This window comes from Cellulophaga sp. Hel_I_12 (assembly GCF_000799565.1).
In the GTDB taxonomy this organism is placed as follows: domain Bacteria; phylum Bacteroidota; class Bacteroidia; order Flavobacteriales; family Flavobacteriaceae; genus Cellulophaga.
Genome location: NZ_JUHB01000001.1, coordinates 1574609 through 1599817 on the forward strand (window position 1 = coordinate 1574609; position 25209 = coordinate 1599817).

The following is a 25209-nucleotide window of genomic DNA, read 5'->3' on the forward strand; positions in this document are numbered from 1 at the left end:
GCCTACTTTTTTAAGTAAAACTATAAACTCATTTTATCTTTGAATATATAGGACTGTCTTCGAGACACCTCTACTTCTTCACCATTATTCATCATTAGTTTTAGTTTGCCATTGAACCAAGGAACTACATTTTTAATATGATTCATGTTGATGATTTGCTGTCTGTTTACCCTAAAAAAGTTTTCCTCAGGTAGCTTTTCCTCGACTTGATTTAAAGACTTATACAACATAGGTTTTTGATCTTGAAAATAAACTCTAGAATAATTTCCAACGATCTCAATGAGTAAAATATCTCCAATTTTTACCAACCAACACTTTTCGCCATCCTTGATAAAAATCTGACTCGTATTTGTTAATTTTTCAATGGTTGACGTGGGTTTCGATTCCTTATCCTTAGCTGCACTTTCTAGTTTTGCTTTTACCTTCTCGATGGCCACACCAAAACGCTTATCGTTTATAGGTTTTAATAAGTAATCGAGCGCATTATATTCAAAAGACTTAATCGCGTATTCATCAAATGCTGTGGTAAAAACAGTAATGGGTACTTCATCTAGCATTTCTAACAGCTCGAAGCCATCTTTCTCGGGCATATTAATATCTAATAACAGCAAATCTGGTTTTGTAGCCGTGATCAATTCAAAACCTTCATCTACATTTTCAGCCTCACCCACCAAGATCAATTCGGGATATTGTTTTAATAACTCTTTAATTTCGTTTCGTGCTAAACGAGAATCTTCAACAATAACTGTTTTTATAGTTTTCATAGGATAGGTATTTTTATCATGGCCAGCACATGACCTTCAATTTCATCTAAGGTGAACTCAGCTTTTACGCCGTAAAGCAACCGCAATCGTTGTTGTATGTTCTTTAAACCCAATTTAGTTGAATTTTCACTAATCGCCAAGTGACCTGTGTTGCGAACTTCGATATGCAACTCTTGTTGGGTAACACGAGTGCTTAGGCTAATGATGCCTCCATTCTTTAAATTGGCAATACCATGCTTAGCCGCATTTTCCACTAATAACTGAATAATCATTGGCGGAATTAAAACAGATAAGCTGTTTTCGTCGATATGTTTCTGATATTCTAAACGATCTTCCATCTGAATTTTAGCTAGGGCAATATAGTTATCGACCATTTCTAATTCCTCACTAAGCGCTATGGCATTAACCGTATTTTTGGATAAGGCATACTGCAACATTTCAGACAGTTTGCTGATCATCTCTCTTGATTTTTCTACATCTTCTAGCATTAAACCTCTAATATTATTAAGGCTATTAAACATAAAATGAGGATTCACCTGCCCTTTCAAGGTATTTAACTGCGCTTCTTTCAGCGTCGATTGCAGTTCTAAATTCTCTAATCTATTTTTATTTATACCAATGATGAATTTGATACCCGAATAAATAATAGTCCATGCCAGTATGATGAAGGTGGTACTTAAAAGGCTATACAAAAAAGACGATTTATCCTCAAACCATTGTGTTTCTAGGGGCGTTTTTTGCCATAGTAGTTCATAAAAATAATCGGTAAAAATAAATAGGAAATAGTAGGTTGCCACACATATTATAAAGCTAAAAAATAGTTTAATTAGATTTTTTTTCTTGAAACTATTAAAATCTATATGCTGTTTCAAGTAGTAGCGATACCCACTTGTTGCAAGAATAGCTACCGCAGTTCCGGTGAAAAAAGAGTAGATCTTATAGGTATTTGTAAGTTCTGGAATAATGAACATCACAGAACTCAACATACTCCAACCCACGAGTTGTAGCACCCAAAAAAGTAATTCAGAATACTTATTTTTTAAGTCCATCTAAGCCTCTGGTTTTGTGTTGGCCTTTACAGGCAAAACCACCCATAAGGTATGGGTGTCTAATTCGTGATTCGACATAAAAGTAGCTTCATTACCATACAATAATTTTAGCCGCTGTTTTAATGTGTTTTCTAATACTTGACGAGGCTTACTTAAGGTCATAGGCCCTGTATGTAAAATACTTATTTTTAAACTCTGGTTTTTTAGTTCACTTTTCAAACTAATCGTATCCTCATTTTTAGTAGAAAGCACACCATATCTTGTGGCTAATTCTATCAAGTTTGGCAATAGTAAAGGAGGTACCTGTAAGGATAGCGTCTCGGGAGCTATATGGTACTTCGTGTGCAATACTTTCTTATTATCAATCATTAATAAGTCCATATAGCTTTTGGTAATGACTATTTCTTCGTCTAAAATAACAGTATTGATATCGGTTTTAGTTAATGAATACCGAAGCAATTCAGATAGGGTGGTCAGCATGGCTCGCGCTTGTTTTACGTCTTCTAACATTAAGCCTTTTATATTTGTTAATGCGGTAAAAATAAATTGCGGATTAATATGGCCCTTTAAGGTATTTAGTTGTGCTTGTTTTACCTGATCTTTTAAACGTAAACGCCGTAGTCTTTCGTTGTTAGAATTTCGAATGAGTTTTATGATGAAAAAGAAAATTGTCCATCCACCCAAAATAATCGTATAAATAATGTACTTCCCAAAGGTATTGGGTTCGGAAGGTGGTTTATTGAAAATTTCTTTACTATCTACGAAGACAAACTTGCCAATTTTTCCGACACCATAACCCACATAGTAGGTGACCGTAGGCGTTAACATGGCTACTATAAAGACGGCAACAACTATCTTAACCAACATGATGGGTTTAAAATTTTCTAGCGGTGCAACCTTATTTAAAATCCAACGCAAGAAAGAAGTTATCCCAATAAATACCACCATATTCCCTATGGTAATCACCAAAATGCCCTTCCAATTTTCACTTAAATTAGCAACGAATGCTAAAAACAAGGAAAAAGCGCCCCAACCCAAAAACTGAAGGATCCAAAATAAATTTTTAGAAAAAAATCGTTGCATTAATGGTTTTTAATTACTGAAGACATTGGGGCTTATTGTTGGCTTACTGTCTTTAAAGCAAGATAAGACTTAAAATAAGTTCTAAGATAATTTTAGCTAAAGTAATCATGGTTTTAAATTTTAAAGTTAATATTTTACCAGGGCTTAAAACTAGTAGGTATTCGATTCATGTTGGTCACAATTATGGCGAACGGTAAATACGACCTAGTGAACGGTAGGGTAAAGATGTTTTTCATCCTATTTTAATCGTATGCAATCTTCAATACTCGCTTTCGTAAAATTTTGGGAGTCCTCGAATTCTAAAATAATAAGCGCATCTTCACATAGTTTTGAATCATTTAAGGCTTTTATAATGGTATCGATTTGAGCTTCAAAATTTACAGTAGTGCAATCTGTCATTTGAAATTCATAGCGCTGACCCAGGCTTGAGGCATCCTCTTTTGAAAAGGTAATTCCGTATGTGGCTATCATGGGTTCAACCGTTGCGCAGTCACAATTATTTTTTATCAGCTCGGCAATCTTATCATTAGAATCCGTGGCACTCGTACAAGCAAAAACGAGTAATGTGCTGACTAAAGTGGTAAAAAGTTTAAAGGTATTTTTCATGGTGATTATTTTTATAGGAACAACTTTTAATTAAAATCCTATTTGAGCGATATATGTACCTACTGCATGTCCTAGATGATAGAGGACATATCCCGCAATTACTATACTGAATAGGCTTGCTTGAATTATTTCTTTTTGTTTAATACTAGTACTGTTTGTTGTTGCTTTCATCTTGTTGATTTTTAAGTTATTTTTTTAGATACTATAAATTTAGGCTGATTATCAACACTTTAAAACCCAATTATGATGAACGGTAAAATTTAATCCGTAAACGGAAAGTCAATTTGTAAGACTATACAGATGCGCTACATATGAGGGGCAAAATTGCTCTTAAAGTCTTGTATAGCGGGCAGCACTACAACTTACGATGACAAGAAGTGCTACCTTTAGAAAACACCATCCTAAAACTTAAACATCTTGAAAAAAAAAGCCATCTCAATCGTTGAGACGGCCTGTTTCTTCATGACATATGAATTGGTGTTGATTATTTTAAAAGAGAAGCTACATCTTTAGCTCCAGATAATTCGGCATAATCTAAAGCGGTATAGCCTAGTTTTGAAGTAGCGTTTATATCCGCGCCATTTAGCACTAATACGTTGACCATTTCTACATTATTATAACGTGCCGCATACATCAAAGGCGTCATACCGTTTACTTCTGTTTTTATTTCGATATCCGCTCCGAACTCTAAAAACTTTTTTACCGTTTCTAGATCACTCTTGGCTACGGCAATGCTAAGCGGTGCCACATCTTTAATACTTGTTGTCGCAATTTTTACATTTTTTGTAGTTGGATTTACATTAGCATGGCTCATGTTAGAGAGTGCCATACTTAAAACGATGCCTAAGGTAATTACTGAATTTTTCATAGTGTTAATTTTAAAAGATTACTATTTGTTTTTTATTTCTGATGTAAAACTACAGGGAAAGTGACGCTTTTAAAACGAGTATATGACCAACGGTAAAATTTAATCACTGAACGGAAATAAAGAAGGGAAAAGCAAAAAGATTGCCCTAGCAGGCGTTATTTGCCCTTTGTGCCCATGGCATCATCGTTTTTCACGAGAGGTAATCAAAACTAATTTTAATAACACAAGAAATGCTCATGAGGTATACTCATGATGAAGAACAGCAGCTCTTATACTAAAAGGCTATGACTATTTAATTTCTGGAGGATACTTTACAAATACTTTATTCGTAATTACTCTTAAATTTTCTTCCCGCAGTTGAGGAGATACGTTTTCTTTAAAAGGACTGGCACTCACTGCCTGCCAAAACAACACATCTTTTTGGCTATCCACAAAATCGAACTTTATTTCACGCTCTAGTTTTGGTTGCCCTACAGGAATTCCGATAGAAATACCGCCACCGACATTTCGACCACCACCACCAAGGCCAACGCCTACATTGTTATTCTGTGAGGCGCTATAGGAAGCACTTTGAATATTGATGTAAAAATCAGGTTCTTCTGAATATAAAATTCCTTTGGCTAGCATGGTAGAGTCTACCAGCACCAATAATCGCTGCGTATCTAAATCACTTAACCCTGTTTGCATCTCTGGTAAATAGCTATAGGTCGTATAGGCTGAAAAGTCTGCCTTTTTATCATAATCATAGTTCACACGAACCGTTGTACAGGATACGAAAGAAAAAACCAATAAAAAATAAACGAGAAATTTCATAGTGTAAAAATTATTATAGCGTAAGAAGATTAAAGATAAGTCATACGACTTTCAAATACAATAACGGCCGAAGAAACAGTTAGCGGATAGGTATACTTCGTAAAACAAATCGTTTTAAGTGCGCCTTTCTCACGCTTCGAAAATATAATAAACGAGCTTTAATCGTTTAACATTTTCCAAAGCATATCTTTAAGTTCGGTTAAGCCCATTTGTGCTACAGAGGAAATAAACATAAAAGAAACCCCGGTAAGTTGAGCATCTAATTCTGTTTTCATTTCAGCTTTCAACTCTTCATCGAGCATATCGCTCTTAGAAATGACCACTAAACGTTCTTTATCTAGCATTTCCGGATTATACCTGCGTAATTCATCCAAAAGAATTTCATACTCTTTTTTAATGTCTTTACTATCTGCTGGAATTAAAAATAATAGCGTAGAGTTACGCTCAATATGTCTTAAAAAGTAATAGCCTAAGCCTTTCCCTTCGGCAGCACCTTCAATAATTCCTGGAATATCGGCCATCACGAAACTCTGAAATTCGCGGTATTTTACAATCCCTAAATTTGGCTTCAGGGTCGTAAATTCATAATCGGCAATCTTAGGTTTTGCCGTTGTTAAAACAGAAAGTAAGGTCGACTTTCCCGCATTCGGAAAACCTACTAAACCTACATCCGCTAACAATTTCAATTCCATTATGATGGCTAGTTCCTGCCCAGGAATTCCCGGTTGAGCGTATCTTGGTGTCTGGTTGGTAGAGGTTCTAAAATGCCAATTACCACGACCCCCTAAGCCTCCAGGAAGAATTATTTTCTCTTCACCTTCATCGGTAATCTCCATGATAACCTCTTCTGTTTCGGCATCTTTAATAACGGTACCCAAGGGTACGTCTAAATACACATCTTCTCCATCGGCTCCTGTACTTCTGCTCTTCGCCCCATGTTCTCCATGACCAGCTCTAAAACTTCGGCTAAATTTAAAACTTAACAAAGTCCATAAATCTTTATTCCCACGAATAATCACATGACCACCGCGACCTCCATCGCCACCATCAGGACCTCCTTTGGTAATAAATTTTTCGCGATGTAAATGAACAGAGCCTTTACCACCGTTTCCCGATGTTAAATTAACTTTTACATAATCTACAAAATTGCCTTCTGTCATGGTGTTTTAAATGTGTTGTAATGATTAGTCTTACATGTATTCTTGACCGCTATAATGCCACAAACAAAATTGCGGTGCTTATAGCGTCAAAAACTTAGACTTTTTCTTTTCCCTACCTCGAGAATTCGGGGTAGCTGGTTAAATATAATTTGGTGTGCACTGTTCCGAGATTTTACTCCAAGGAAATGCTTGGCACCTGTACTGCTTAAAGTTTATCAATAACCGTTTTAATTCTTTCTGTAATCTCTGCGATGTCGCCGATACCGTTTACGCTATACAACTTGTTTTTACCTTGGTAGTAGTCTATTAATGGTGCCGTTTTTTCGTTGTATTCTTCAAAACGATTTCTAATTTTCGTTTCATCTTGATCATCTGCTCTACCACTTACTTTTCCACGGCCTACAATACGCTGAATTAAAACCTCATCATTGGCCTCAAGCGCAATCGTAGCATTTATTTTCATGTCTTTTGAATCTAAAAAAGCATCCAGAGCCTCAGCTTGTGCCGTAGTTCTCGGGAAACCATCAAAAATAAAACCATTGGCATCGGCATTTTTATCAACCTCATCTTCAAGCATTTTAATGGTCACTTCATCGGGCACTAAATCACCTTTATCCATGTATGATTTCGCCAACTTACCTAATGCTGTATCGTTTTTGATATTGTATCGAAAAACATCCCCAGTAGAAATATGCTTTAAATTATATTCCGATTTTAAAAATTCTGCCTGTGTGCCCTTGCCAGCACCTGGTTTTCCGAATAACACAAGATTAATCATAGTATTTTGGTTTAGTTGGTAAACTTCATTTAAATTTCTACCTAGCTCTTTATAATCTAGGCCGTATCCCACAATAAATTTGTCAGGAATTTCCATGCCTACATAATCTATATTGTATTCTCCATTATATACCGTTGGCTTATGGAATAAGGTGGCAATTTTAAACTCCCGGACATTTGAATTTGAAAATAAATGCACCAGCTCTTTTAAGGTACGTCCGGTATCTATAATATCTTCAAGAATAATAACGCTTTTACCTTTTACATTTTCTGGAACATCTAACAGTGTTTCTACAATACCGGTAGAGGTCAATCCGCTGTATGAGCTTAATTTTACAAAAGACACTTCACAAGGATGCTGATATTCCTTTAAAAAATCAGCTACAAACATAAAAGAACCATTCAAAACACCCACAAAAATGGGGGTTTCCTCTTTATAATCGGCCGCAACTGCCAAGGCCACTTTTTTAACAGCCGCCTGGATTTGTTCCTGACTTAAAAATGGTTTAAAATGTTTGTCGTGCAGTTGTATCACCTTTATTTTTTTAAGAACGACAAATATACTATTTTGATTTCTCTTTTTTGCGCTAAGTAAGGTCGTTTTAAGAAATCGGTGTATTTTTGTAAAGAACACAGAATTCATTTCATCATATGCCAAATCAAAATTCAACAAGCTATTTTTCGTCGGACTTTAAACTCGGAATATTAGGAGGTGGGCAACTAGGAAAAATGTTACTCTACGAGACCAGAAAATTTGATATTCATACCAAAGTATTAGAGGCCTCTAAAGATGCACCGTGTAATATTGCCTGTGATGAGTTTATTATTGGTGATTTAATGAATTTTGATGATGTGTATCAATTTGGTAAAAAGGTAGATCTTTTAACCATTGAAATAGAAAACGTAAACCTTGATGCCCTAGAAAAACTAGAAGATGAAGGTTTAAAAGTATACCCCCCAACAGAAACCTTACGAACCATACAAAATAAAGCCAGACAAAAGTTATTTTATGTAGACCATGGTATTCCTACGGCCGATTTTTCACGTTTTGCCTATCTAAGTGAAATTAAGGACAGTATTAACAATGGTGGCATTGAATTTCCCTTTGTATGGAAAGCCACTCAGTTTGGGTATGACGGTCAAGGCGTTAAAATAGTACGTAATTTTCAGGATTTAGAAAACTTACCCAAAGGCGAATGTATTGCTGAGGCGATGATTCCGTTTAAAAACGAACTCGCCGTGATTGTAGTTCGTAATTTAAAAGGCGAGGTGGTGACCTATCCTGTGGTGGAAATGGAATTTCACCCTGAAGCCAACCAAGTTGAATATGTGATTTGTCCTGCTCGTATTGAAGCTAGCGTAGCTAAAAAAGCCACGGAGATTGCTTTAAAAGTATCGGAGCACATGAAGCATATTGGTATTTTAGCGGTAGAAATGTTCCAAACTAAGGACGATCAAATTTTAGTCAACGAAGTAGCTCCAAGGCCGCACAATAGTGGTCATTACAGTATTGAAGCCAGCTATACCAATCAGTTTGAACAGCATATACGGGCTATTTTAAATTTACCTTTAGGAAGTACAGAAAGTAAGCTCGCCGGGATTATGGTGAATTTAGTAGGCGCCGAAGGCTATACCGGTGATGTTATTTACGAAAACATGGAAGAAATTTTAAAACTCGAGGGCGTAACCCCACATATTTACGGTAAAAAACAAACCCGCCCATTTCGTAAAATGGGTCATGTGACCATTGTTCATAAAAATCTTGGATTGGCAAGAGTAATTGCTCAAAAAGTAAAGGAAACGATAAAAGTGATCAGTAAATAGGATTTTTGTAAATTTGATATAAATCGGACTGTTATGACGGCAATAGAGAAGAAACAAAGACTGATAAAAATAATTGATAACCTTCCGGAAGGGCATTTAGATGAATTATTTTTTATCGTTGAAGATTTGTCAAAAAAAAATGAAAACAGAACTGAATTTGTCAAAAACCTTTTACTAAAAGAAGAAGCACTTTTTAAAAGACTTGCTGAATGATTTCAAAAGAGCTTGTTTTAAATCTAAATAAAATTATAGCCGAATTTTCTGGCGGTTCTGCTGGAATTAGAGATGAAAAATTACTTTTATCAGCCATCAATAGGCCTTTTCAAACTTTTGACGGAAAAGAACTGTACCCTTCGGCCATTGATAAATCTGCAGCTATTTTTCAAAGTATTATTATAAATCATCCTTTTATAGACGGTAATAAACGTATGGCCTATGCTTTTTTACGATTGATGCTTTTTGAAGATGGTCTCGATATTGATGCTTCGGATGATGAAAAATATCAATTTGTAATGGAAGCTTCAAAAGGTAACTTAGATTTTGACCAAATAAAACATTGGATTATTAGTAATTTAAAAAAATAATATGAGTAAAGTAGCCGTAGTGATGGGAAGTACAAGTGACCTTCCAGTAATGCAAGAAGCCATTGATATTTTAAAAGGCTTTGATATAGAGGTTGATGTAGATATTGTTTCTGCGCACCGTACGCCCGAAAAACTATACGATTTTAGCAAAAACGCCCACTTAAAAGGCTATACAGTTATCATTGCTGGCGCTGGTGGTGCTGCACATTTACCGGGTATGGTAGCCTCCATGTCGCCCCTACCTGTCATTGGGGTTCCTGTAAAAAGCAGCAACTCTATCGATGGTTGGGATTCGGTTTTGTCTATCTTACAAATGCCAGGTGGTGTTCCTGTAGCCACCGTAGCTTTAAACGGCGCAAAAAATGCGGGTATTTTAGCAGCTCAAATTATTGGCGCTTCCGACAAATGCGTGCTGGACAAAATTATTTTATACAAAGAAGGCTTAAAACAGAAGGTCTTAGAAGGAGCGAAATCAGTGAACAGTAAACAGTGAGCAGTGATCAGTGAGCAGTAAACAGTAAAAAAATAGTTATTGTTTTACGACCATACCTGAAACTTTTCTACAGTAAACATTAGATACCTTTATAAAAAACCAGAAACCTGAAACCTGAAACTTTTCTACATTAGACATTAGACATTAGACATTAGACAAAATATGAATCCACTTTTAAGCGCTTTTGATACCGCTCCATTTTCTCAATTAAAAAACGAACATTTTATGCCTGCCTTTGTGCAAGCCATTGCCGATGCCAGAGCTGAAATTGATGCGATTACCGATAACAAAGCAGTCCCAAGCTTTAAAAATACCATTGCTGCCCTCGATTATTCGGGCAAACAACTCGATAGAGTCTCCAGTGTATTTTTCAATCTTAATTCGGCAGAGACTAACGATGAAATTCAGAAAATAGCCCAAGAAGTTTCGCCACTTTTGTCTGAGTTTGGAAACGATATCACTTTAAATGTTGCTTTATTCAAAAGAGTAAAAGCCGTTTACGACCAAAGAGAGTCTTTAGATTTAACCGTAGAAGAACAAACGCTATTAGACAAAAAATACAAAGGTTTTAGCCGAAATGGCGCTAATTTATCCGAAGACAAAAAGAAACGACTGCGGGAGATTGATGCGGAATTGGCCAAACTAAAACTCACTTTTGGTGAAAATGTATTGGCAGAAACCAACGCTTACCAAATGCACCTGACTGATGAAGCCGATTTGGACGGTTTACCAGAGGGTGAGAAGGAAGCTGCCGCGCAATTGGCGCAATCAAAAGATAAGGAAGGCTGGCTCATAACACTGGATTATCCCAGTTATATTCCGTTTATGAAATATGCCACCAATAGAAAATTACGCAAAGAATTATCTATTGCCTTCGGGAGCAAGGGTTTTCATAAGGATGCTTTAGACAACCAAGAAAACGTATTAAAAATTGCCCGCTTACGCCATGAAAGAGCAGCTCTTTTAGGCTATGCCACCCATGCCCATTTTGTATTGGAAGAGCGTATGGCAGAAACGCCTGAAAAGGTACAAGAGTTTTTAAACGAATTATTAGCCAAAGCAAAACCGGCAGCGGTTAAAGAGTTTCAACAACTAAAAGACTTCGCTAAAGAATTAGATGGTATTGAGCAGCTCCAAAAATGGGACGCCTCGTACTATTCTGAAAAGCTAAAGCAAAAACTATTTGACCTAGATGACGAAAAACTAAAGCCCTATTTTAAATTAGAAAATGTAATTGCGGGCGTATTTAAAGTTGCTGAAAAATTATTCGGGTTACAATTCCAAGAAGTTTTTGATATCGACACCTACCATAGTGATGTAAAAACATACCGCATTTATGATGAACATAAAAAATTAGTTTCCTTGTTTTATGCTGATTTTCACCCTAGAGCCGGAAAACGTGGTGGCGCTTGGATGACTTCATTTAAATCGCAATATGTAGAAAATGGCCTTAACGAACGCCCACAGGTCTCGAACGTATGCAATTTTACCAAACCCACAGCAAGCAAACCCTCCTTATTAACCTTTAATGAGGTAACCACTTTATTCCATGAATTTGGGCATGGCTTACACGGCATGCTGGCCAATACCGTATACCCTAGTTTATCGGGAACCTCAGTATACTGGGATTTTGTGGAATTACCGAGCCAAATTTTAGAAAACTGGTGCTACGAAAAAGAAGCGCTAGCCCTTTTTGCCACCCATTACGAAACCGGCGCTGTTATTCCTATGGAATTGGTACAAAAAATAAAAGATTCTGCCACCTTCCAAGAAGGCATGCAGACCCTACGCCAATTGAGTTTTGGATTGCTTGATATGGCTTGGCATGGCGCAGACCCGAAGGCCATTACCGATGTAAAAGCACATGAAGACCAGGCTTTTGAAGGAACAGACCTATACCCTGCTACGCCCGAAACCTGTATGAGCACCTCTTTTTCTCATATTTTTCAAGGGGGCTATGCTTCAGGCTATTATAGCTACAAGTGGGCAGAGGTTTTAGATGCTGATGCTTTTGCCTATTTTAAGGAAGAAGGCATTTTTAACAAAGAAGTCGCCACCAAGTTTAAAGAGCATATTTTATCAAAAGGAGGAACGGAAAACCCGATGGAATTATACAAAAAATTCCGTGGTGCCGAACCTAAAATTGAACCGCTCTTAGAGCGTGCTGGCTTGCTGTAACGAGTAGCTAAGTCTTTTAAAAGTCCGAATATAGTTTTGCTATTTCGGACTTTTTTAGGTTTAAAAAATCTTTACAATTAAATTGCTTTGTCAGTTTTAGTGTTTTTAGCGCAATGAAATAAAGCTAAAAGTGTATCGAGAACTACCCAATCTTATGTCAGTTCGCGTGTTTTTAGCGAAATGAAATGAAGCTAAAAATGTATCGAGAACCCTCGCCACCGAAAAGACTTCTCAACCTGACGCTATACGCGTATCCACAAGGCAAAAAATAACCGTTCACCGATGATTTTAAGCACTACAACCAATAGTTGATAAATCCTACATATCTTGTGGAAAAGCGCAGGGTTGTTTAGAAAATAGCTCTTATTTTTAGTTGCTGAATTAGAAATAACAGTAATCATACCTATAGCCGTATGTTGTGCTTAATGTAAAAAGACCGAATGACAGTAACCTATGACAAATACTATCAGACAAAAAACTTATTTGGAGAACCTTACCCCGAATTGATTAAGTTTTTTGCTGAATTTCCAAGGAAAGGAAAAGTACTTGACCTAGGTTGCGGACAAGGAAGAGATGCAATTGCTTTGGCGCGACTTGGCTACTCTGTGACAGGAATTGACAACTCAAAAGTCGGTATCAACCAAATGAACGAAATCGGACAAAATGAAAAATTGGATTTGGACGGACAAGTCGGAGACATTTACGCTTTTGACCGTTTTAGTGAGTTTGACTTTGTTCTTTTAGACAGTATGTTTCATTTCGCCAAGAAGGACAAGGAACAAGAAATAGGACTGATTATGAAAATCGTTTCGGATATAAGAAACGGAAGTCGTGTGGTCATTTGCATTCAGGACACAGGAGATAAAGTCCAAACGCTCAACAAAGCAATTGACATTGAAAGAAAACATAAACGATTATTCGACAAAGAGTTTAAGTACATATTTGAAGACAGTGACAGTGGACATAAATCTGAAACTGATTATCGAATGATAGTAATTGAAAAATAAAGAAAAACACTAAGCACAACATCGGCTATAGCAAATGCGGGCTGACTGCTTAAAAATGAAAATATCACAACTAAATAACATTCGGTCTGGCAGACAAAGATTCGGCATCAAAACCCCGCACTTACCATAGCCAAGGCCGTTGGCAAACATTTCATGAAAGAGAGAATCCCATATTTATTAGAAATTTATCAAGCTTTTAAATCAGATGATATCAAATCTCGGTTGAAGCACTTTGATATACTTACAAATTCTCTTTTTACACTCACTCAAAGTCTCTTTGATAATAAAGTTCAAATCGAACATCATCATGCAGAAATTGAAAATAAATATTTTCGATATGGAATGGCAAATCATAGCATAAAAAAACTGCTAGGAGGAAATCGTTTTTTTATTATTAATAAAGAAATAGACATTACGGATTTGTTTTCAGCTTTTGCTTTAACTAGAATGCAAATAGAGTCTTTTGCTATCATGCACTATCTATTCTTTGACAAAGTTGACACAATCGAAAAGAATTTTAGATATGAAATTTACAAATTACATGGTCTTCAAAAGCAAAATAAATTTCCCGTAGAATTTGAAAAAAATAAGGAGAAAAAGAAAAAAATTGAAAGTGATATTCAAATTCTAGTTGAAAAAATAAAAGGTTACGAAAGGTTTCAAAATTCCAATGATAAACAACAAAAAGTATATTTAAATCCTAAGCATGCTAAACTAGAAACAACTAAAGACATATTAGTTAAAAGTGGAATTGATTCCAACCGTATTAATGATATGTGGAACTTGTATTCGAATCATGCTCATGGGGAACATATAAGTGACAGACAATACAATTACATTTATAAAAACAAAAAGTCCACATTAGAGGAGTCTATGACAGTTATATCTCTAAATACAATTTTGACTTCGACCCTTTGTAAATTAATTTCTGAAGAGTTTGAAGGAGTAAAAAAGAAATACAAGGAACTGCATTTAGGAGATAAAGTACAAATAGAAGTTTGGAGTAATTTAAAGAAAAAATAAAAATGGCAAAAATGACTATTAATGTAATGGGCCTTGAACAAGGGAAAAGAATCATGGATGTCATAATGCAATCCGTAAGAAGAGAGGGAAAATATGAATTGCCTGTTAGGAATAGCGTACAACCAGAAGACTTAATGGCAAACAAACTGGTTGGCTATAAAGTTTTGACAAGAAAATTTGTTAGAAATCATCCTAGAGCAGCTGATGTATATGAATATAATGCTGGTGAATATTTTGCAAATGCTGATATTAAAGGCGCTCACAAATTTATAGAAGAAGAAAAGAAAAGGCTTGACCCTTCATATATTCAGCGAAATTGGAATAAAATAAGTAATAACGCATTAATTTCTGGCATTATTGGAGCTATAATTGGTGCTATAATAACTTTGATTTTTGCATGAAAAAATAAAAACGATTTGCCAACAATGCCTAAACGTAATGCGGACTTTAGGGCTAAAACGAAAGGTCTGTGTATATTTATAATGTCGCTAAATCTTATGGATTTAGCTTTGGAACAAAAAAAGAAAAAGCAAAACAATAAGCTTTAGCTTCGTGCGTAGACGGTAACGAAAAGTTTCCTTGCCTGCCCCACTTGCCATAGCCTAAACGCTAGGTACAATTAGATTAAACATTAGGAAAAGCAAAATAATCGAATGATAACAATACTTTATTTAACTGATTTATATTATAATGCGAAAGGACGAAAATATTATGAAGAAGATTTATTTATTACGTCAAAACTAAAAGAGCATTTTAACATTCTTATTGGGAATCCACAGCAAGCAATTTCACATCTGAATTATGTAGACATTGTGATTTTCAGAAATACCGGAGTAGTCATGTATTTTAGTGACTATTTTCAAAAATTTCTACATGAAGTTTCTAACAACAACATTTTGACCTTTAATTCTTTTGATGGTAAAGCTGATATTAGAGGGAAAGAGTATTTATTAAACTTAACAAATATAGGGTTCCCAGTTATTCCAACAATTGATAAATTGTCTGACCTAAGTCAATTAGGCAACCCAGAAAAGTATCTGATAAAGATTAAAAATGGAGCGGATTCTATTGGAATGGAAATTCTCAGTAAAGAAGAACTATTAGATACTGAATTAAAAAATAAACTTATACAGCCTTACCTTGATTTTGAATATGAAATCTCTTTTTATTATTTGAATAATGAATTTCAATATGCTCTGTATGCTCCCGATAAAAATAAAAGGTGGGAACTTAAAGAAATTGAAGCATCGCTAGAAGATATAAAGTTCGCAGATAAATTTATTACATGGAACAATATTCAACATGGAATTACTCGAGTTGATGCCTGTAGGCTCAGAGACAATTCACTATTGCTTGTAGAGTTAGAAGATTTGAATCCATTTTTATCCATTGAATTATTAAGCGAGCAAAAACAAGAAGAATTTATATCTAGATTAATAAAAACATTAAAGACGCTTAAAAAAACTGTACCTAACACTATATAAAAATGCATTGAAACGTATTTTACATTAAACGTTAGGATGCATTTAATAACAGACGAAATAAATGAATGAAATTGATGTTGAAAAATCTATAGAAAATAATAGATTGATTTGCAGAAGCTTAATTTTAAAAGTAACTGAAGTAATTTATATTATTTTGCTTTTTGGTTCTCTACTTTTTATGTTTACAATTGATTCATTCTTAAAAATTGAAATTGATAATATAGGAACTTTAATGATCCCACTTATAACAATTATTATTTCTACCTTATTTATTTATTGGTATTTAAAAAATGACAAGTTACATCGCGAAAAGAATATTTTAACTGATAAAAATAAACTGATTATTGAAAAATATTTATTTCAACTAACTGAACAAAGAGAATGGAGTTTTACTGAAAATTCTGAATATTTAAAAATTATGAATATTCCTATGTGGCAGATACAAATTGGAAACTATAGTAAATTATATTTAATTTACGATCATGATGATTTACTTTTAAACTTCTCAAGCTATGGTTTGTTCGGACTTAAATTCCCTGTAAATTATATTTGTAATCGCAATGTAGAACAAAAGCTTATTCAGAAAATAAAGACTAAAATAAAAAACGCACCCTAACACCATATAAAAATAATTGAGGTTTAGTGCTTAATCAAAGGTAGTTGTGTGTAACTAAATAACCATATGAAATATGAATACTAAAAAACTTAAGAAATCTAATGACAAAATGATCGCTGGAATTTGTTCTGGAATTGCTGAATATCTTGGTTGGCAAACTTCGCACGTAAGAATACTATTCGTTGTCGCTACAATGTTAGGCGCTGCTGGATTAATCATATATACTATTTTAAGCTTCGTGATGCCTAATGCTAATAATGACTCTTTAGTATAGCGGTTTAAAAACAAACAAACGAAGCTAAACACAAAGCCGTGTATAATTAATAGCTAGTACTTGACTACTTACAAAAATCCAAGGCAGATTTTATATTCGGTTTGTATGTGCTAAATTGGGTACTTAAAACACCTTGCCATACATTAGGGAACGCAACAATTAAGTAGTTAAATTAAGAATTTTGAAACCATATTTTTCATGAAAAAAGCAGGCTTAATTAGCATTGCATTAGTTTGGATTTTAGCTTTACTAATTTTAATAATAGCGCTGACTGACTTGTACCCGAATACTATTTTTAGAGACTATCGCTTCATAATGGTAATTGCATTTATTGCTCTAACTAGATTTTTAAAACCAATTTATAATGCTGTTATCCATATAAAATAAGCACAAGCAACGTATGATGATGAACTTTAAAGAAGAATATATTCTTGAAAACAGCATAGTGAGGTTAACCCCTGTAAAAGCAACTGACTTTGATCATTTAGTGCACTTTGCAACGAATGAACCTGAATTATGGACCTATTCTTTAATTCAAGCAAGTTCAGCTGAAAAAATGAAAATCTATATTGACAAGGCACTTGAAGCAAGAAAAAATAAAAATTCATATGCCTTTCTTGTATTTGACAAACGGAAAAATCAATATGCAGGAAGTACAAGATTTTATGATATTCAAGTAGATAACGCTTCCTTACAACTTGGCTATACTTGGTACGGAAAAGAATTTCAAGGAACTGGAATAAACAAAAATTGTAAATTATTGCTTTTAGAATTTGCTTTTGATGTTCTGAAAATGCAAAGGGTAGAATTTAGAGCGGATCATAAAAACCAAAGAAGTATAAATGCTATGAAAAGTATGGGTTGTGTTGTTGAAGGAGTGCTAAGAAGTAACACCTATACACCAAATGGAGAACGAAGGGATAGCATTGTTTTGAGTATACTAAAAGACGAATGGAACAACAGCGTAAAACAAAAACTTCAAGTATATGCCAACCACTAACAATGAATATAAAAAATAGGCAAAACAGTAATGAATTCAAAGCTTTTGGCTCGCATCAAACTTTGTGCTTAACCGAAAGTTTCGTGCTTCGAAATCGCCTACTTTTTATATACTAAACGTTAGCTCCAAGTTTGAACGAAATATCGTGAGTAAAAAAAAGAAGAAATATTATGTCGTTTGGAAAGGTTCTAAAACTGGAATTTTGGAATCTTGGGAAGAATGTAAAAACGCAATTCACGGTTTCAAAGGTGCTGAATATAAATCATTCACAACTCTTGAACTTGCTAAAAAAGCATATTCTGAAAACTATGAGGAATACAAAGGCAAAACCTTTTTTGAAAGTACTCTATCAAAAGAACAACTTGAATTAATTGGAGAACCAAACTTGGAGTCTGTTTCAGTAGATGCTGCTTGTAGCGGAAACCCTGGAATTGTGGAATATCAATGTGTTGACACCAAAACAAAAGAAATAATATTTTATTTTGGACCTTTGTATGATTCTACAAATAACGTTGGAGAATTTTTAGGTTTAGTTCATACGCTTGCACATATGAAAAAAGCAAATGACAAAAGACCTATCTATACAGACAGTAAAACAGCGATAAGTTGGGTAAAGGGTAAGATATATAGAACAAGCCTTGAAAAAAGCCACCAAAATAGCAAATCATTTGAATTAATGGATAGAGCTGTTAAATGGTTGAACGAAAATAAAATAGAAAATAAAATTTTAAAATGGGAAACTCAAGCTTGGGGAGAAATTCCAGCTGATTTTGGAAGAAAATAAACTATGCAGACAACCAAAACTGATTTAAGCGGATTAAATGAAAAACAAAGTCAAGCGGTAGTTTCCGAATGCAAAAGACTTCTTGTTCTTGCAGGTGCAGGTTCAGGAAAAACTAAAACACTTCTTCAAAAACTAATCTATCTCATTGAAGAAAAAGCTGTAAATCCAAACAATATTTTGGCAATCACATTTACTAAAAATGCTGCTAATGAAATGCTTGATAGATTAATCATTTCAGCAGACGACACGGAAGAATATGCTGAAATTCTTGCAGACAAAAATCGAACAACCAAAGAGAAAGATACTGAACGCTACTTTTTCACCAAAAAGCACAAATGGATTGACAACTTAACTTTAAGAACGTTTCATAGCCTCTGTTACAGCATTATCAGAAACTTTGGTGTAAATGAGTTTGACAACAAATTCAAAATTATTGGAGACACTAAAGCAAAAGATGATGAATTTGCCAAATACTCGGCAACAGAAACTGCTTTTGAGGTCAATCATAAAATCTTAATCGAGAACTGTGAATCTAATGAATATCTACTCGATTTGAAAAGGTATATTTTAGATTATATGATTGATAAAATTCATATTGAAAAAGACAAACGTATTTCTTTACCAAAAGATGGTAAATTCTATACAACATTAAATGGAACAAAAGTTAGGTCTAAATCTGAACAATATATAGCTGATTGGCTTTATCGCCACAGCGTTAAATTTGAATATGAGCCTAACGTAAACTTTAGAGATTTTGATTTTCGACCAGATTTCTATATTCCAGAAGCTAATTTATATTTGGAGCACGTAAGTCAAAAAAGCTACCCAACAAAAGGGAAAGAGCAACAATTCAATAAAGCAAATAAATTACTTGTTAAAACATTTGAGCATCAAACAAAAGATACTGCTCTATTTAATTTAGCATTAGAACGCATTGTAAAAAATAAGCTTCCTTCAAACTATCATTTTTCAACTTCTTTATCATTTGAAGAAGAATTCAAATATTACCACAAAGAAGTTAAGGACTTTTTGCGTCAAACAATGCGAGTGATTGATATGATTAAAGTGGAAAACTTTCCAACGAAAAACGTTTTAGAACAATCACAAGAAGACCAACACGAAAGAGTAAGAGACTTTTATAAACTTGCAATTCCAATCATCGAGCAATATCAATCATTTTGCACTAACAAATCATATCTCGACTTTAACGATATGATTACAAGAACTATTTCGTTATTCAAGAATCACAAGGAAATTGCAGACAAGTTTAGAGGAAAATATGAGTACATTCTTGTAGATGAATTCCAAGACGTGAATAACTTACAAGTTGAATTAATAAAACTTCTACTAACAGACAATAATCAACTTTTCTGTGTTGGAGACGATTGGCAAAGTATTTATGGTTTCAGAGGCTCAAATGTAGATTATATAGTTAACTTCAAAGACCACTTTAAAGAATCAGAAACTTTAAAGTTGAGTATGAATTACAGAAGTACTGAATACATTGTTGGTGCTAGTAATGAAGTAATCAAACACAACAAATTTAAGGTTGACAAAGATGTTCGCTCAAACAAAAAGTCAAATAGTAAAATTCGCGTTTATGCAGGTAAAAACCAAGCTGAAAACATTGAATATGTACTTGATCAAATCAATACGCTAAAAGATAAAGGGTATACAAAAGAAGACATTCTATTTCTATATCGAAGAAGTAAAATGTATAGCCCATATTTTGAAAGATTTAAACAAGAACGAGTATTTGTTTCAGGCAAAACAATTCACGCTTCTAAAGGACTTGAAGCAAAAGCAGTATTCATAATCGGCTTAACAGAAGGTAATGGAGGCTTTCCTGACATTTGGATGGAAGACAGAATTTACCAAGTAATCAAAAAATCAAATCACGATTTGTTGGTTGAAGAAGAAAGGCGACTGTTTTACGTTGCAATTACAAGAGCAAAAGATGAATTATTCCTTATTACGGAGAAAGGAAATGAATCAAGTTTCTTAAAAGAAATTCCAGATGATTTTACATTCAAGACAAGTATTCCTTTTAAATCTGTAATTGAGGATATAACACTATGTTCGAATTGTAGCAACCGATTAGACGAAGGATTCGCATTTTGTCCATATTGCGGCGAAGAACAGAAATTTGATGAATAAAAAACAAAAACCATAAAAAAAGGGCATGTTTTAAGAAAATAAAATAAGCACAAGCAACGTATGATGATGGACTTTAAAGAAGATTATATTCTTGAAAACAGCATCGTGAGGTTAACCCCTTTAAAAGCAACTGACTTTGATCATTTAGTGCACTTTGCAACGAATGAACCTGAATTATGGACCTACGCTTTAATTCAAGCAAGTTCAGCTGAAAAAATGAAAATCTATATTGACAAGGCACTTGAAGCAAGAAAAAATAAAAATTCATATGCCTTTCTTGTATATGACAAGCGGAAAAATCAATATGCAGGAAGTACAAGATTTTATGATATTCAAGTAGATAACGCTTCATCACAACTTGGCTATACTTGGTACGGAAAAGAATTTCAAGGAACTGGCATAAACAAAAATTGTAAATTATTGCTTTTAGAATTTGCTTTTGATGTTCTGAACATGGAAAGGGTAGAATTTAGAGCGGATTATAAAAACCAAAGAAGTATAAATGCCATGAAAAGTATGGGTTGTGTTGTTGAGGGAGTGCTAAGAAGTAACACCTATACACCAAATGGAGAACGAAGGGATAGCATTGTTTTGAGCATACTAAAAGACGAATGGAACAACAGCGTAAAACAAAAACTTCAAACAAATGCCAGCCGCTAACCGTAAATCAAAGCAATACCGGTTCAGGTAAAAAATGGAACTTTTTTGTATTTTACAAAGTATATGACGTTCCAAAAGTACGCGTGTTTTAATGCACCACTACTTTTATACGAAGCATGGTATAGGATACCTAAAACATAGCACCACTGAAGATGAAAAAACTAATTGAACTAATTAAAACAGGAGATAAGGTACAATTAGCGGATACATTGAATCAAGACCCTTTACTTGCAGCGATTAAGACTGACCAAGGAATTTCATTATTGCAATTTGCTGCGTATTGCAGAAATGCTGAAGCGATAGCCATTCTAAGAGAACACATACCTCATCTCGATATTTTCGAAGCAGCAACGTTGGGAGATCTTGAACACCTGAAGCTATTATTAAATCAAAAACCAGAATTATTACATGGCTATTCGGCTGACGGTTTTACCTTATTGGGACTTGCTGCGTTTTTTAATCATTTAAACCTAGCTCAGGAACTTCTCAAAAAAGGGGCTGACCCCAATGTTGCCGCAAATAACTCATTCAAAGTTACGCCACTGCATTCCGCTTGCGCAAGCTCGAACCTAAAGATGGCTGCACTTCTAATTCAAAATGGTGCTGACGTGAATGCAAAACAAATGCAAAACATAACGCCTCTTCATGCTGCTGCCCACAACGGACAAACAGCGCTTGTACAGCTTCTTGCTGACCATGGAGCAGACCTTAAGGCAAAAACAGATAATGGCAAGACCCCTTTGTCAATGGCAGAAGAATCAGCATTCACCGAAACTGCAGAATTGATACGACAACTAGTTAGCCATACAAGCACGAACGCAAAAAAAAAGCAATAAGCAGCAAAAGAACCTCGAACCCATGAAGAACATTTTAGTCATTTTTATAGTCCTTATAATTTCTAGTTGCAGCGAAAAAAACAATACGCCTTCTGAGTTAATCACGGCGTACTTCAAAGGCTTTAAGAATGCGGACTATAGCCAAGTAAAAAAAACCATAGCGGATAGCCTTATCACTATCGAAGGCGATTATACCATGGCCTTTTCCCGTGAAAGTTACTATGAAAAATTTAAATGGGATTCTGTTTTTAAGCCTACTTACAAATTGCTGAGCATAGACACTCAGGCGGAGCAAACAATTGCCACCGTTTCTTTGACTTCTTTAAAACTTGAATTTTTGAAGAATAGCCCCATGACCTGTCGCTATCAGTTTTATTTTACATCAGGAAAAATAAGCAAAATTGAAAACATAGCCTGTAGTGATGCCGATTGGGAAGTATGGGAAAAAGAAGTAAACACTTTAGTGCAATGGGTGCAGCGCAACCACCCCGAACTAGACGGTTTTATTTATGACTTAAGCATGAAAGGTGCCATAGACTATGTGAATGCTATAGCCTTGTATAAAAAAAGTCAAGCTAAGGCCAAGGAGTGAAGATCAGTGGCCAATTGCGTAAAAAAATAACTACTCCTCCCCTTTTCACGAAGCCCGAAGCCTAAGGAATCTTGGTTTTTCTATTCAGTTTTAATTGGCTAACTTTCGTGCTGTACTGCACCATAAAGCCAACGTAGGCCTAAGGGCAACGAGCTTAAAAAGCTGGGGAAACAAGCATCAAAATCTAAGGATGAAAAAACAAGAACATCAACTAAAGCTCCTATGCTATGCCATATCTACTTTGGCGGCGCTAGTCATCCTAGTTGATTTTGTTGCGCCGGGAAGCCTTGTAAACGATGACATCATCGAGGTACAACAGGTGCGACAAAACTATTACAATGCCGCCAGAAACTACCATTATTCGTATAAAGTAATCACTAACGATCATTCATTTTTAGTGACCAAAGATTTTGCGGCCTTAGAACTGGAAAATAAAAAAATCGAATACGCTGTTTCTCCCCTATTTAAAGAAGTAAACTGGTATCGATTGCTTGACTCTGAAAAAAAATCTTATTCTTCTTTAAGAATTGTATCTGCACTTGTTCTTCCCTTACTAGCGCTCATTGCAATTTTTTTGGCCTATGGGTATCACAAGAAAATAGGGAGTCTAGTTTTTATACTTCAGCTACTATTGCTAGCAGATCTGGTTTTTTTAATAACCTAAAGCAATACCCTTACCTCCTAAAGCTGTGCATACTGATGGCTTAAGACCAGTTACCTGCCCTAAGCATCTTTACACTTCATTTAAGAAAATAGTCCCTAAAACATTTAAATTCTTTTTTAAATTTCGCCTTACTAATAATTTTGTCGAATTTAGAGCTGTCCTAAAATGGGAAAGCCCAAAATGCTGCTTCCTAAAAAGTATAACCATGGAAATTAAGGAACTAAAGAAAAGATCAAGTATCGCTGAAAATAAAAAGCTAATGAGCGCCGTTACGCAATTCAACGAACTTTTAAAGCAATTGAAAACCAGAGAACTTTCTGATCCACTGATACTAGCTATCAATACCCATATAGATCAAATTAACGCTATTTCAGGTTCAGAAAAAGAGTGGGGAAAACAAATCAGAAAGAGTCAGTCAAGTATACTGCAACTGCTAGAGAAAGAGCTTAAACTCGTGACAAAAAATCACTATCGAAATACGTGGTTGGCCCTTGGCATGGCCACATTTGGGATTCCTATTGGAGTGGCTTTTGGAGCCATTCTTAAAAATATGGGATTGCTTGGCATTGGGCTACCTATCGGAATGGCCATTGGGATCGCGGTAGGCAGCAAAATGGACCAAAAAGCATTAAAAGAAGGAAGACAAATTAACTTAGAAATAAAATTATGAAAAATAGCATTCTACTAGTTGTATTCAGCCTATGCTTTTCTATGGTAAAAGCACAGACCAATTATTTTCCAGACGAAAACTGGCAAGTAAAATCAGCGGCTGAACTAAAGTTGAACAAGACTTATTTGGATAGCGCCGTTACTTTTGCTCTAAACAATGAAAACAAGGTTGAGAGAGATTTGCGCATTGCCAATCTCAAAGCCTATGCAAGAGAACCGGAGTATAAGATGTTAGGCCCTATGAAAGAACGCGGGGGTCCAGCGGGTCTCATCTTAAAAAATGGCTATATCGTAGCCCAATGGGGAGATATTCATCGTGTAGACATGACCTTTAGTGTCACAAAAAGTTTTCTTTCTACCATGGCAGGGTTGGCCGTTGACGAAAAGCTTATAAAAAGCGTCAATGACAGTGTAAAAAATTATGTTTGGGATGGTACTTTTGAAGGGAACCATAATAAAAAAATTACCTGGGATCATTTACTCAACCAGTCTTCTGATTGGAGCGGAACGCTATTTGGACTGCATGATTGGGCAGACCGACCACCGAGGGAAGGAAATATAGATGATTGGAAAAACAGGAAGCTCAACGAGCCGGGCACTGTGTATGAATACAATGATGTGCGCGTTAACCTGCTTGCCTATTCGTTACTTCAAGTTTGGAGAAAACCATTGCCTGCCCTACTTAAAGAAAAAATTATGGATCCCATTGGGGCCTCTACGACCTGGCGTTGGTATGGCTATGAAAATTCGTTTAGCAATGTGGATGGCTTGATGATGCAGTCGGTTAGTGGTGGTGGCCACTCAGGTGGTGGTATCTTTATCAGTGCCATAGACCAAGCTAGGTTTGGCCTATTATTTTTAAGAAAAGGCAAATGGAAAAATCAACAATTACTATCCGAAAAATGGGTGCAGATGGCCCATCAACCTTCAGCTGCACAGCGCAATTATGGCTATATGTGGTGGCTCAATACCGATAGAGGGGGTAATTTGGGTAAAGAATGGAAAGACGTTTCTTCTGAGGTGTACTTTGCTGCTGGTTTTGGTGGAAATTTTATTGTTATTGATGAAGCCAATGACTTGGTGGTCGTGACACGATGGATGGACAACAGAAGCATGAGCGAATTCATGAATTTGGTGAACCAAGCCCTAAAAAAGTAAGCAATGTCTAGGGAAGTACGCACAGCCCACATGCATTTTTGAGTTTTGGTGAACTTATGATACGATTTATAAACTACCGTATTCAG

General features: G+C 35.2%; 29 protein-coding genes. 20 read left to right on the plus strand and 9 right to left on the minus strand.

Features of this window, described 5'->3' with window-relative positions:
- Positions 1 to 20 precede the first annotated feature (20 nt).
- The 9 genes from GQ45_RS07170 to GQ45_RS17790 all read right to left on the minus strand — a co-directional run bounded on the left by GQ45_RS07170 (position 21) and on the right by GQ45_RS17790 (position 7655).
- Positions 21 to 764, minus strand: a complete 744-nt coding sequence (locus GQ45_RS07170; protein ID WP_047416315.1) for a LytTR family DNA-binding domain-containing protein — start codon at positions 762 to 764, stop codon at positions 21 to 23.
- On the minus strand, positions 761 to 1813 hold the full coding sequence (locus tag GQ45_RS07175) for a sensor histidine kinase (protein ID WP_047416316.1): 1053 nt from the start codon (positions 1811 to 1813) through the stop codon (positions 761 to 763). The genes GQ45_RS07170 and GQ45_RS07175 overlap by 4 nt, the downstream gene beginning before the upstream one ends.
- A complete protein-coding gene (locus GQ45_RS17530) occupies positions 1814 to 2896 on the minus strand; it encodes a sensor histidine kinase (protein ID WP_052188149.1) in 1083 nt (360 codons plus the stop codon).
- A gap of 237 nt (positions 2897 to 3133) precedes the next feature.
- Complete coding sequence (locus GQ45_RS07185; protein WP_047416318.1) at positions 3134 to 3502, minus strand: hypothetical protein; 369 nt, start codon at positions 3500 to 3502, stop codon at positions 3134 to 3136.
- A 30-nt stretch (positions 3503 to 3532) separates the two neighbouring features.
- Positions 3533 to 3673: a hypothetical protein gene (locus tag GQ45_RS18000; protein ID WP_156125373.1), complete on the minus strand. Its 141-nt coding sequence runs from the start codon at positions 3671 to 3673 to the stop codon at positions 3533 to 3535.
- A gap of 313 nt (positions 3674 to 3986) precedes the next feature.
- Positions 3987 to 4370, minus strand: coding sequence for an ankyrin repeat domain-containing protein (locus GQ45_RS07190; protein WP_047416319.1), 384 nt, complete (start codon positions 4368 to 4370; stop codon positions 3987 to 3989).
- A gap of 288 nt (positions 4371 to 4658) precedes the next feature.
- Entirely contained in the window at positions 4659 to 5183 is a 525-nt protein-coding gene (locus GQ45_RS07195) for a DUF4136 domain-containing protein (RefSeq protein WP_047416321.1), read from the minus strand.
- A gap of 158 nt (positions 5184 to 5341) precedes the next feature.
- The gene (gene obgE, locus GQ45_RS07200; protein WP_047416322.1) at positions 5342 to 6343 is read right to left on the minus strand and encodes a GTPase ObgE; all 1002 of its coding nucleotides are present in this window, start codon (positions 6341 to 6343) and stop codon (positions 5342 to 5344) included.
- A gap of 205 nt (positions 6344 to 6548) precedes the next feature.
- Entirely contained in the window at positions 6549 to 7655 is a 1107-nt protein-coding gene (locus GQ45_RS17790) for an adenylate kinase (protein WP_081980966.1), read from the minus strand.
- Positions 7656 to 7771: 116 nt separating this feature from the next.
- Between GQ45_RS17790 and GQ45_RS07210 the strand changes: the two genes are divergently transcribed.
- The 20 genes from GQ45_RS07210 to GQ45_RS07310 all read left to right on the plus strand — a co-directional run bounded on the left by GQ45_RS07210 (position 7772) and on the right by GQ45_RS07310 (position 25123).
- Positions 7772 to 8944, plus strand: a complete 1173-nt coding sequence (locus tag GQ45_RS07210; protein WP_047416324.1) for a 5-(carboxyamino)imidazole ribonucleotide synthase — start codon at positions 7772 to 7774, stop codon at positions 8942 to 8944.
- A gap of 33 nt (positions 8945 to 8977) precedes the next feature.
- On the plus strand, positions 8978 to 9157 hold the full coding sequence (locus GQ45_RS07215; RefSeq protein ID WP_047416325.1) for a hypothetical protein: 180 nt from the start codon (positions 8978 to 8980) through the stop codon (positions 9155 to 9157).
- Positions 9154 to 9528 (plus strand): type II toxin-antitoxin system death-on-curing family toxin, encoded by a 375-nt coding sequence (locus GQ45_RS07220; protein ID WP_047416327.1) that lies wholly within the window; start codon positions 9154 to 9156, stop codon positions 9526 to 9528. The genes GQ45_RS07215 and GQ45_RS07220 overlap by 4 nt, the downstream gene beginning before the upstream one ends.
- Position 9529: 1 nt before the next feature.
- Positions 9530 to 10021, plus strand: a complete 492-nt coding sequence (purE, locus tag GQ45_RS07225; protein WP_047416329.1) for a 5-(carboxyamino)imidazole ribonucleotide mutase — start codon at positions 9530 to 9532, stop codon at positions 10019 to 10021.
- A gap of 162 nt (positions 10022 to 10183) precedes the next feature.
- The gene (locus GQ45_RS07230) at positions 10184 to 12199 is read left to right on the plus strand and encodes a M3 family metallopeptidase (RefSeq protein WP_047416331.1); all 2016 of its coding nucleotides are present in this window, start codon (positions 10184 to 10186) and stop codon (positions 12197 to 12199) included.
- Between the two features lie 440 nt (positions 12200 to 12639).
- On the plus strand, positions 12640 to 13206 hold the full coding sequence (locus GQ45_RS07235) for a class I SAM-dependent methyltransferase (protein ID WP_047416333.1): 567 nt from the start codon (positions 12640 to 12642) through the stop codon (positions 13204 to 13206).
- 153 nt (positions 13207 to 13359) lie between these two features.
- Positions 13360 to 14229, plus strand: coding sequence for a hypothetical protein (locus GQ45_RS07240; RefSeq protein ID WP_047416334.1), 870 nt, complete (start codon positions 13360 to 13362; stop codon positions 14227 to 14229).
- 2 nt (positions 14230 to 14231) lie between these two features.
- On the plus strand, positions 14232 to 14630 hold the full coding sequence (locus GQ45_RS07245) for a hypothetical protein (protein ID WP_047416336.1): 399 nt from the start codon (positions 14232 to 14234) through the stop codon (positions 14628 to 14630).
- A 252-nt stretch (positions 14631 to 14882) separates the two neighbouring features.
- On the plus strand, positions 14883 to 15713 hold the full coding sequence (locus tag GQ45_RS07250; protein ID WP_047416337.1) for a hypothetical protein: 831 nt from the start codon (positions 14883 to 14885) through the stop codon (positions 15711 to 15713).
- A gap of 61 nt (positions 15714 to 15774) precedes the next feature.
- Positions 15775 to 16329 carry a hypothetical protein gene (locus tag GQ45_RS07255; RefSeq protein WP_047416339.1) on the plus strand — a complete coding sequence of 185 codons (555 nt, stop codon included), beginning with the start codon at positions 15775 to 15777 and terminating at the stop codon, positions 16327 to 16329.
- A gap of 73 nt (positions 16330 to 16402) precedes the next feature.
- A complete protein-coding gene (locus GQ45_RS07260; RefSeq protein ID WP_047416340.1) occupies positions 16403 to 16603 on the plus strand; it encodes a PspC domain-containing protein in 201 nt (66 codons plus the stop codon).
- Between the two features lie 400 nt (positions 16604 to 17003).
- Positions 17004 to 17603, plus strand: coding sequence for a GNAT family N-acetyltransferase (locus GQ45_RS07270; RefSeq protein ID WP_231555165.1), 600 nt, complete (start codon positions 17004 to 17006; stop codon positions 17601 to 17603).
- A 145-nt stretch (positions 17604 to 17748) separates the two neighbouring features.
- Complete coding sequence (locus GQ45_RS07275; RefSeq protein ID WP_047420153.1) at positions 17749 to 18387, plus strand: viroplasmin family protein; 639 nt, start codon at positions 17749 to 17751, stop codon at positions 18385 to 18387.
- 3 nt (positions 18388 to 18390) lie between these two features.
- Positions 18391 to 20544 (plus strand): UvrD-helicase domain-containing protein, encoded by a 2154-nt coding sequence (locus GQ45_RS07280; RefSeq protein ID WP_081980897.1) that lies wholly within the window; start codon positions 18391 to 18393, stop codon positions 20542 to 20544.
- Positions 20545 to 20604: 60 nt separating this feature from the next.
- Entirely contained in the window at positions 20605 to 21204 is a 600-nt protein-coding gene (locus tag GQ45_RS07285; protein WP_231555166.1) for a GNAT family N-acetyltransferase, read from the plus strand.
- Between the two features lie 152 nt (positions 21205 to 21356).
- Positions 21357 to 22040 (plus strand): ankyrin repeat domain-containing protein, encoded by a 684-nt coding sequence (locus tag GQ45_RS07290; RefSeq protein ID WP_052188150.1) that lies wholly within the window; start codon positions 21357 to 21359, stop codon positions 22038 to 22040.
- A 22-nt stretch (positions 22041 to 22062) separates the two neighbouring features.
- Positions 22063 to 22632 carry a hypothetical protein gene (locus GQ45_RS07295; RefSeq protein WP_047416348.1) on the plus strand — a complete coding sequence of 190 codons (570 nt, stop codon included), beginning with the start codon at positions 22063 to 22065 and terminating at the stop codon, positions 22630 to 22632.
- A 190-nt stretch (positions 22633 to 22822) separates the two neighbouring features.
- On the plus strand, positions 22823 to 23296 hold the full coding sequence (locus GQ45_RS07300) for a hypothetical protein (protein WP_047420159.1): 474 nt from the start codon (positions 22823 to 22825) through the stop codon (positions 23294 to 23296).
- Between the two features lie 205 nt (positions 23297 to 23501).
- A complete protein-coding gene (locus GQ45_RS07305) occupies positions 23502 to 23966 on the plus strand; it encodes a hypothetical protein (protein WP_047420161.1) in 465 nt (154 codons plus the stop codon).
- Positions 23963 to 25123, plus strand: coding sequence for a serine hydrolase (locus tag GQ45_RS07310; RefSeq protein WP_047416350.1), 1161 nt, complete (start codon positions 23963 to 23965; stop codon positions 25121 to 25123). The genes GQ45_RS07305 and GQ45_RS07310 overlap by 4 nt, the downstream gene beginning before the upstream one ends.
- The last annotated feature ends 86 nt before the right edge of the window (positions 25124 to 25209 follow it).

Coding starts and splice junctions, on each gene's coding strand:
- GQ45_RS07285 (WP_231555166.1), top strand. CDS start 20,605: ATGATGATGGACTTTAAAGAAGATTATATTCTTGAAAACAGCATCGTG.
- GQ45_RS07220 (WP_047416327.1), top strand. CDS start 9,154: ATGATTTCAAAAGAGCTTGTTTTAAATCTAAATAAAATTATAGCCGAA.
- GQ45_RS07305 (WP_047420161.1), top strand. CDS start 23,502: ATGGAAATTAAGGAACTAAAGAAAAGATCAAGTATCGCTGAAAATAAA.
- GQ45_RS07260 (WP_047416340.1), top strand. CDS start 16,403: ATGAATACTAAAAAACTTAAGAAATCTAATGACAAAATGATCGCTGGA.
- GQ45_RS07245 (WP_047416336.1), top strand. CDS start 14,232: ATGGCAAAAATGACTATTAATGTAATGGGCCTTGAACAAGGGAAAAGA.
- GQ45_RS07190 (WP_047416319.1), bottom strand. CDS start 4,370: ATGAAAAATTCAGTAATTACCTTAGGCATCGTTTTAAGTATGGCACTC.
- GQ45_RS07215 (WP_047416325.1), top strand. CDS start 8,978: ATGACGGCAATAGAGAAGAAACAAAGACTGATAAAAATAATTGATAAC.
- GQ45_RS07250 (WP_047416337.1), top strand. CDS start 14,883: ATGATAACAATACTTTATTTAACTGATTTATATTATAATGCGAAAGGA.
- GQ45_RS07235 (WP_047416333.1), top strand. CDS start 12,640: ATGACAGTAACCTATGACAAATACTATCAGACAAAAAACTTATTTGGA.
- GQ45_RS07175 (WP_047416316.1), bottom strand. CDS start 1,813: ATGGACTTAAAAAATAAGTATTCTGAATTACTTTTTTGGGTGCTACAA.
- GQ45_RS07290 (WP_052188150.1), top strand. CDS start 21,357: ATGAAAAAACTAATTGAACTAATTAAAACAGGAGATAAGGTACAATTA.
- GQ45_RS07300 (WP_047420159.1), top strand. CDS start 22,823: ATGAAAAAACAAGAACATCAACTAAAGCTCCTATGCTATGCCATATCT.
- GQ45_RS07240 (WP_047416334.1), top strand. CDS start 13,360: ATGAAAGAGAGAATCCCATATTTATTAGAAATTTATCAAGCTTTTAAA.
- GQ45_RS07185 (WP_047416318.1), bottom strand. CDS start 3,502: ATGAAAAATACCTTTAAACTTTTTACCACTTTAGTCAGCACATTACTC.
- GQ45_RS17530 (WP_052188149.1), bottom strand. CDS start 2,896: ATGCAACGATTTTTTTCTAAAAATTTATTTTGGATCCTTCAGTTTTTG.
- obgE (WP_047416322.1), bottom strand. CDS start 6,343: ATGACAGAAGGCAATTTTGTAGATTATGTAAAAGTTAATTTAACATCG.
- GQ45_RS07310 (WP_047416350.1), top strand. CDS start 23,963: ATGAAAAATAGCATTCTACTAGTTGTATTCAGCCTATGCTTTTCTATG.
- GQ45_RS18000 (WP_156125373.1), bottom strand. CDS start 3,673: ATGAAAGCAACAACAAACAGTACTAGTATTAAACAAAAAGAAATAATT.
- GQ45_RS07295 (WP_047416348.1), top strand. CDS start 22,063: ATGAAGAACATTTTAGTCATTTTTATAGTCCTTATAATTTCTAGTTGC.
- GQ45_RS07210 (WP_047416324.1), top strand. CDS start 7,772: ATGCCAAATCAAAATTCAACAAGCTATTTTTCGTCGGACTTTAAACTC.
- GQ45_RS07170 (WP_047416315.1), bottom strand. CDS start 764: ATGAAAACTATAAAAACAGTTATTGTTGAAGATTCTCGTTTAGCACGA.
- GQ45_RS07280 (WP_081980897.1), top strand. CDS start 18,391: ATGCAGACAACCAAAACTGATTTAAGCGGATTAAATGAAAAACAAAGT.
- GQ45_RS07255 (WP_047416339.1), top strand. CDS start 15,775: ATGAATGAAATTGATGTTGAAAAATCTATAGAAAATAATAGATTGATT.
- GQ45_RS07230 (WP_047416331.1), top strand. CDS start 10,184: ATGAATCCACTTTTAAGCGCTTTTGATACCGCTCCATTTTCTCAATTA.
- GQ45_RS07195 (WP_047416321.1), bottom strand. CDS start 5,183: ATGAAATTTCTCGTTTATTTTTTATTGGTTTTTTCTTTCGTATCCTGT.
- purE (WP_047416329.1), top strand. CDS start 9,530: ATGAGTAAAGTAGCCGTAGTGATGGGAAGTACAAGTGACCTTCCAGTA.
- GQ45_RS07270 (WP_231555165.1), top strand. CDS start 17,004: ATGATGATGAACTTTAAAGAAGAATATATTCTTGAAAACAGCATAGTG.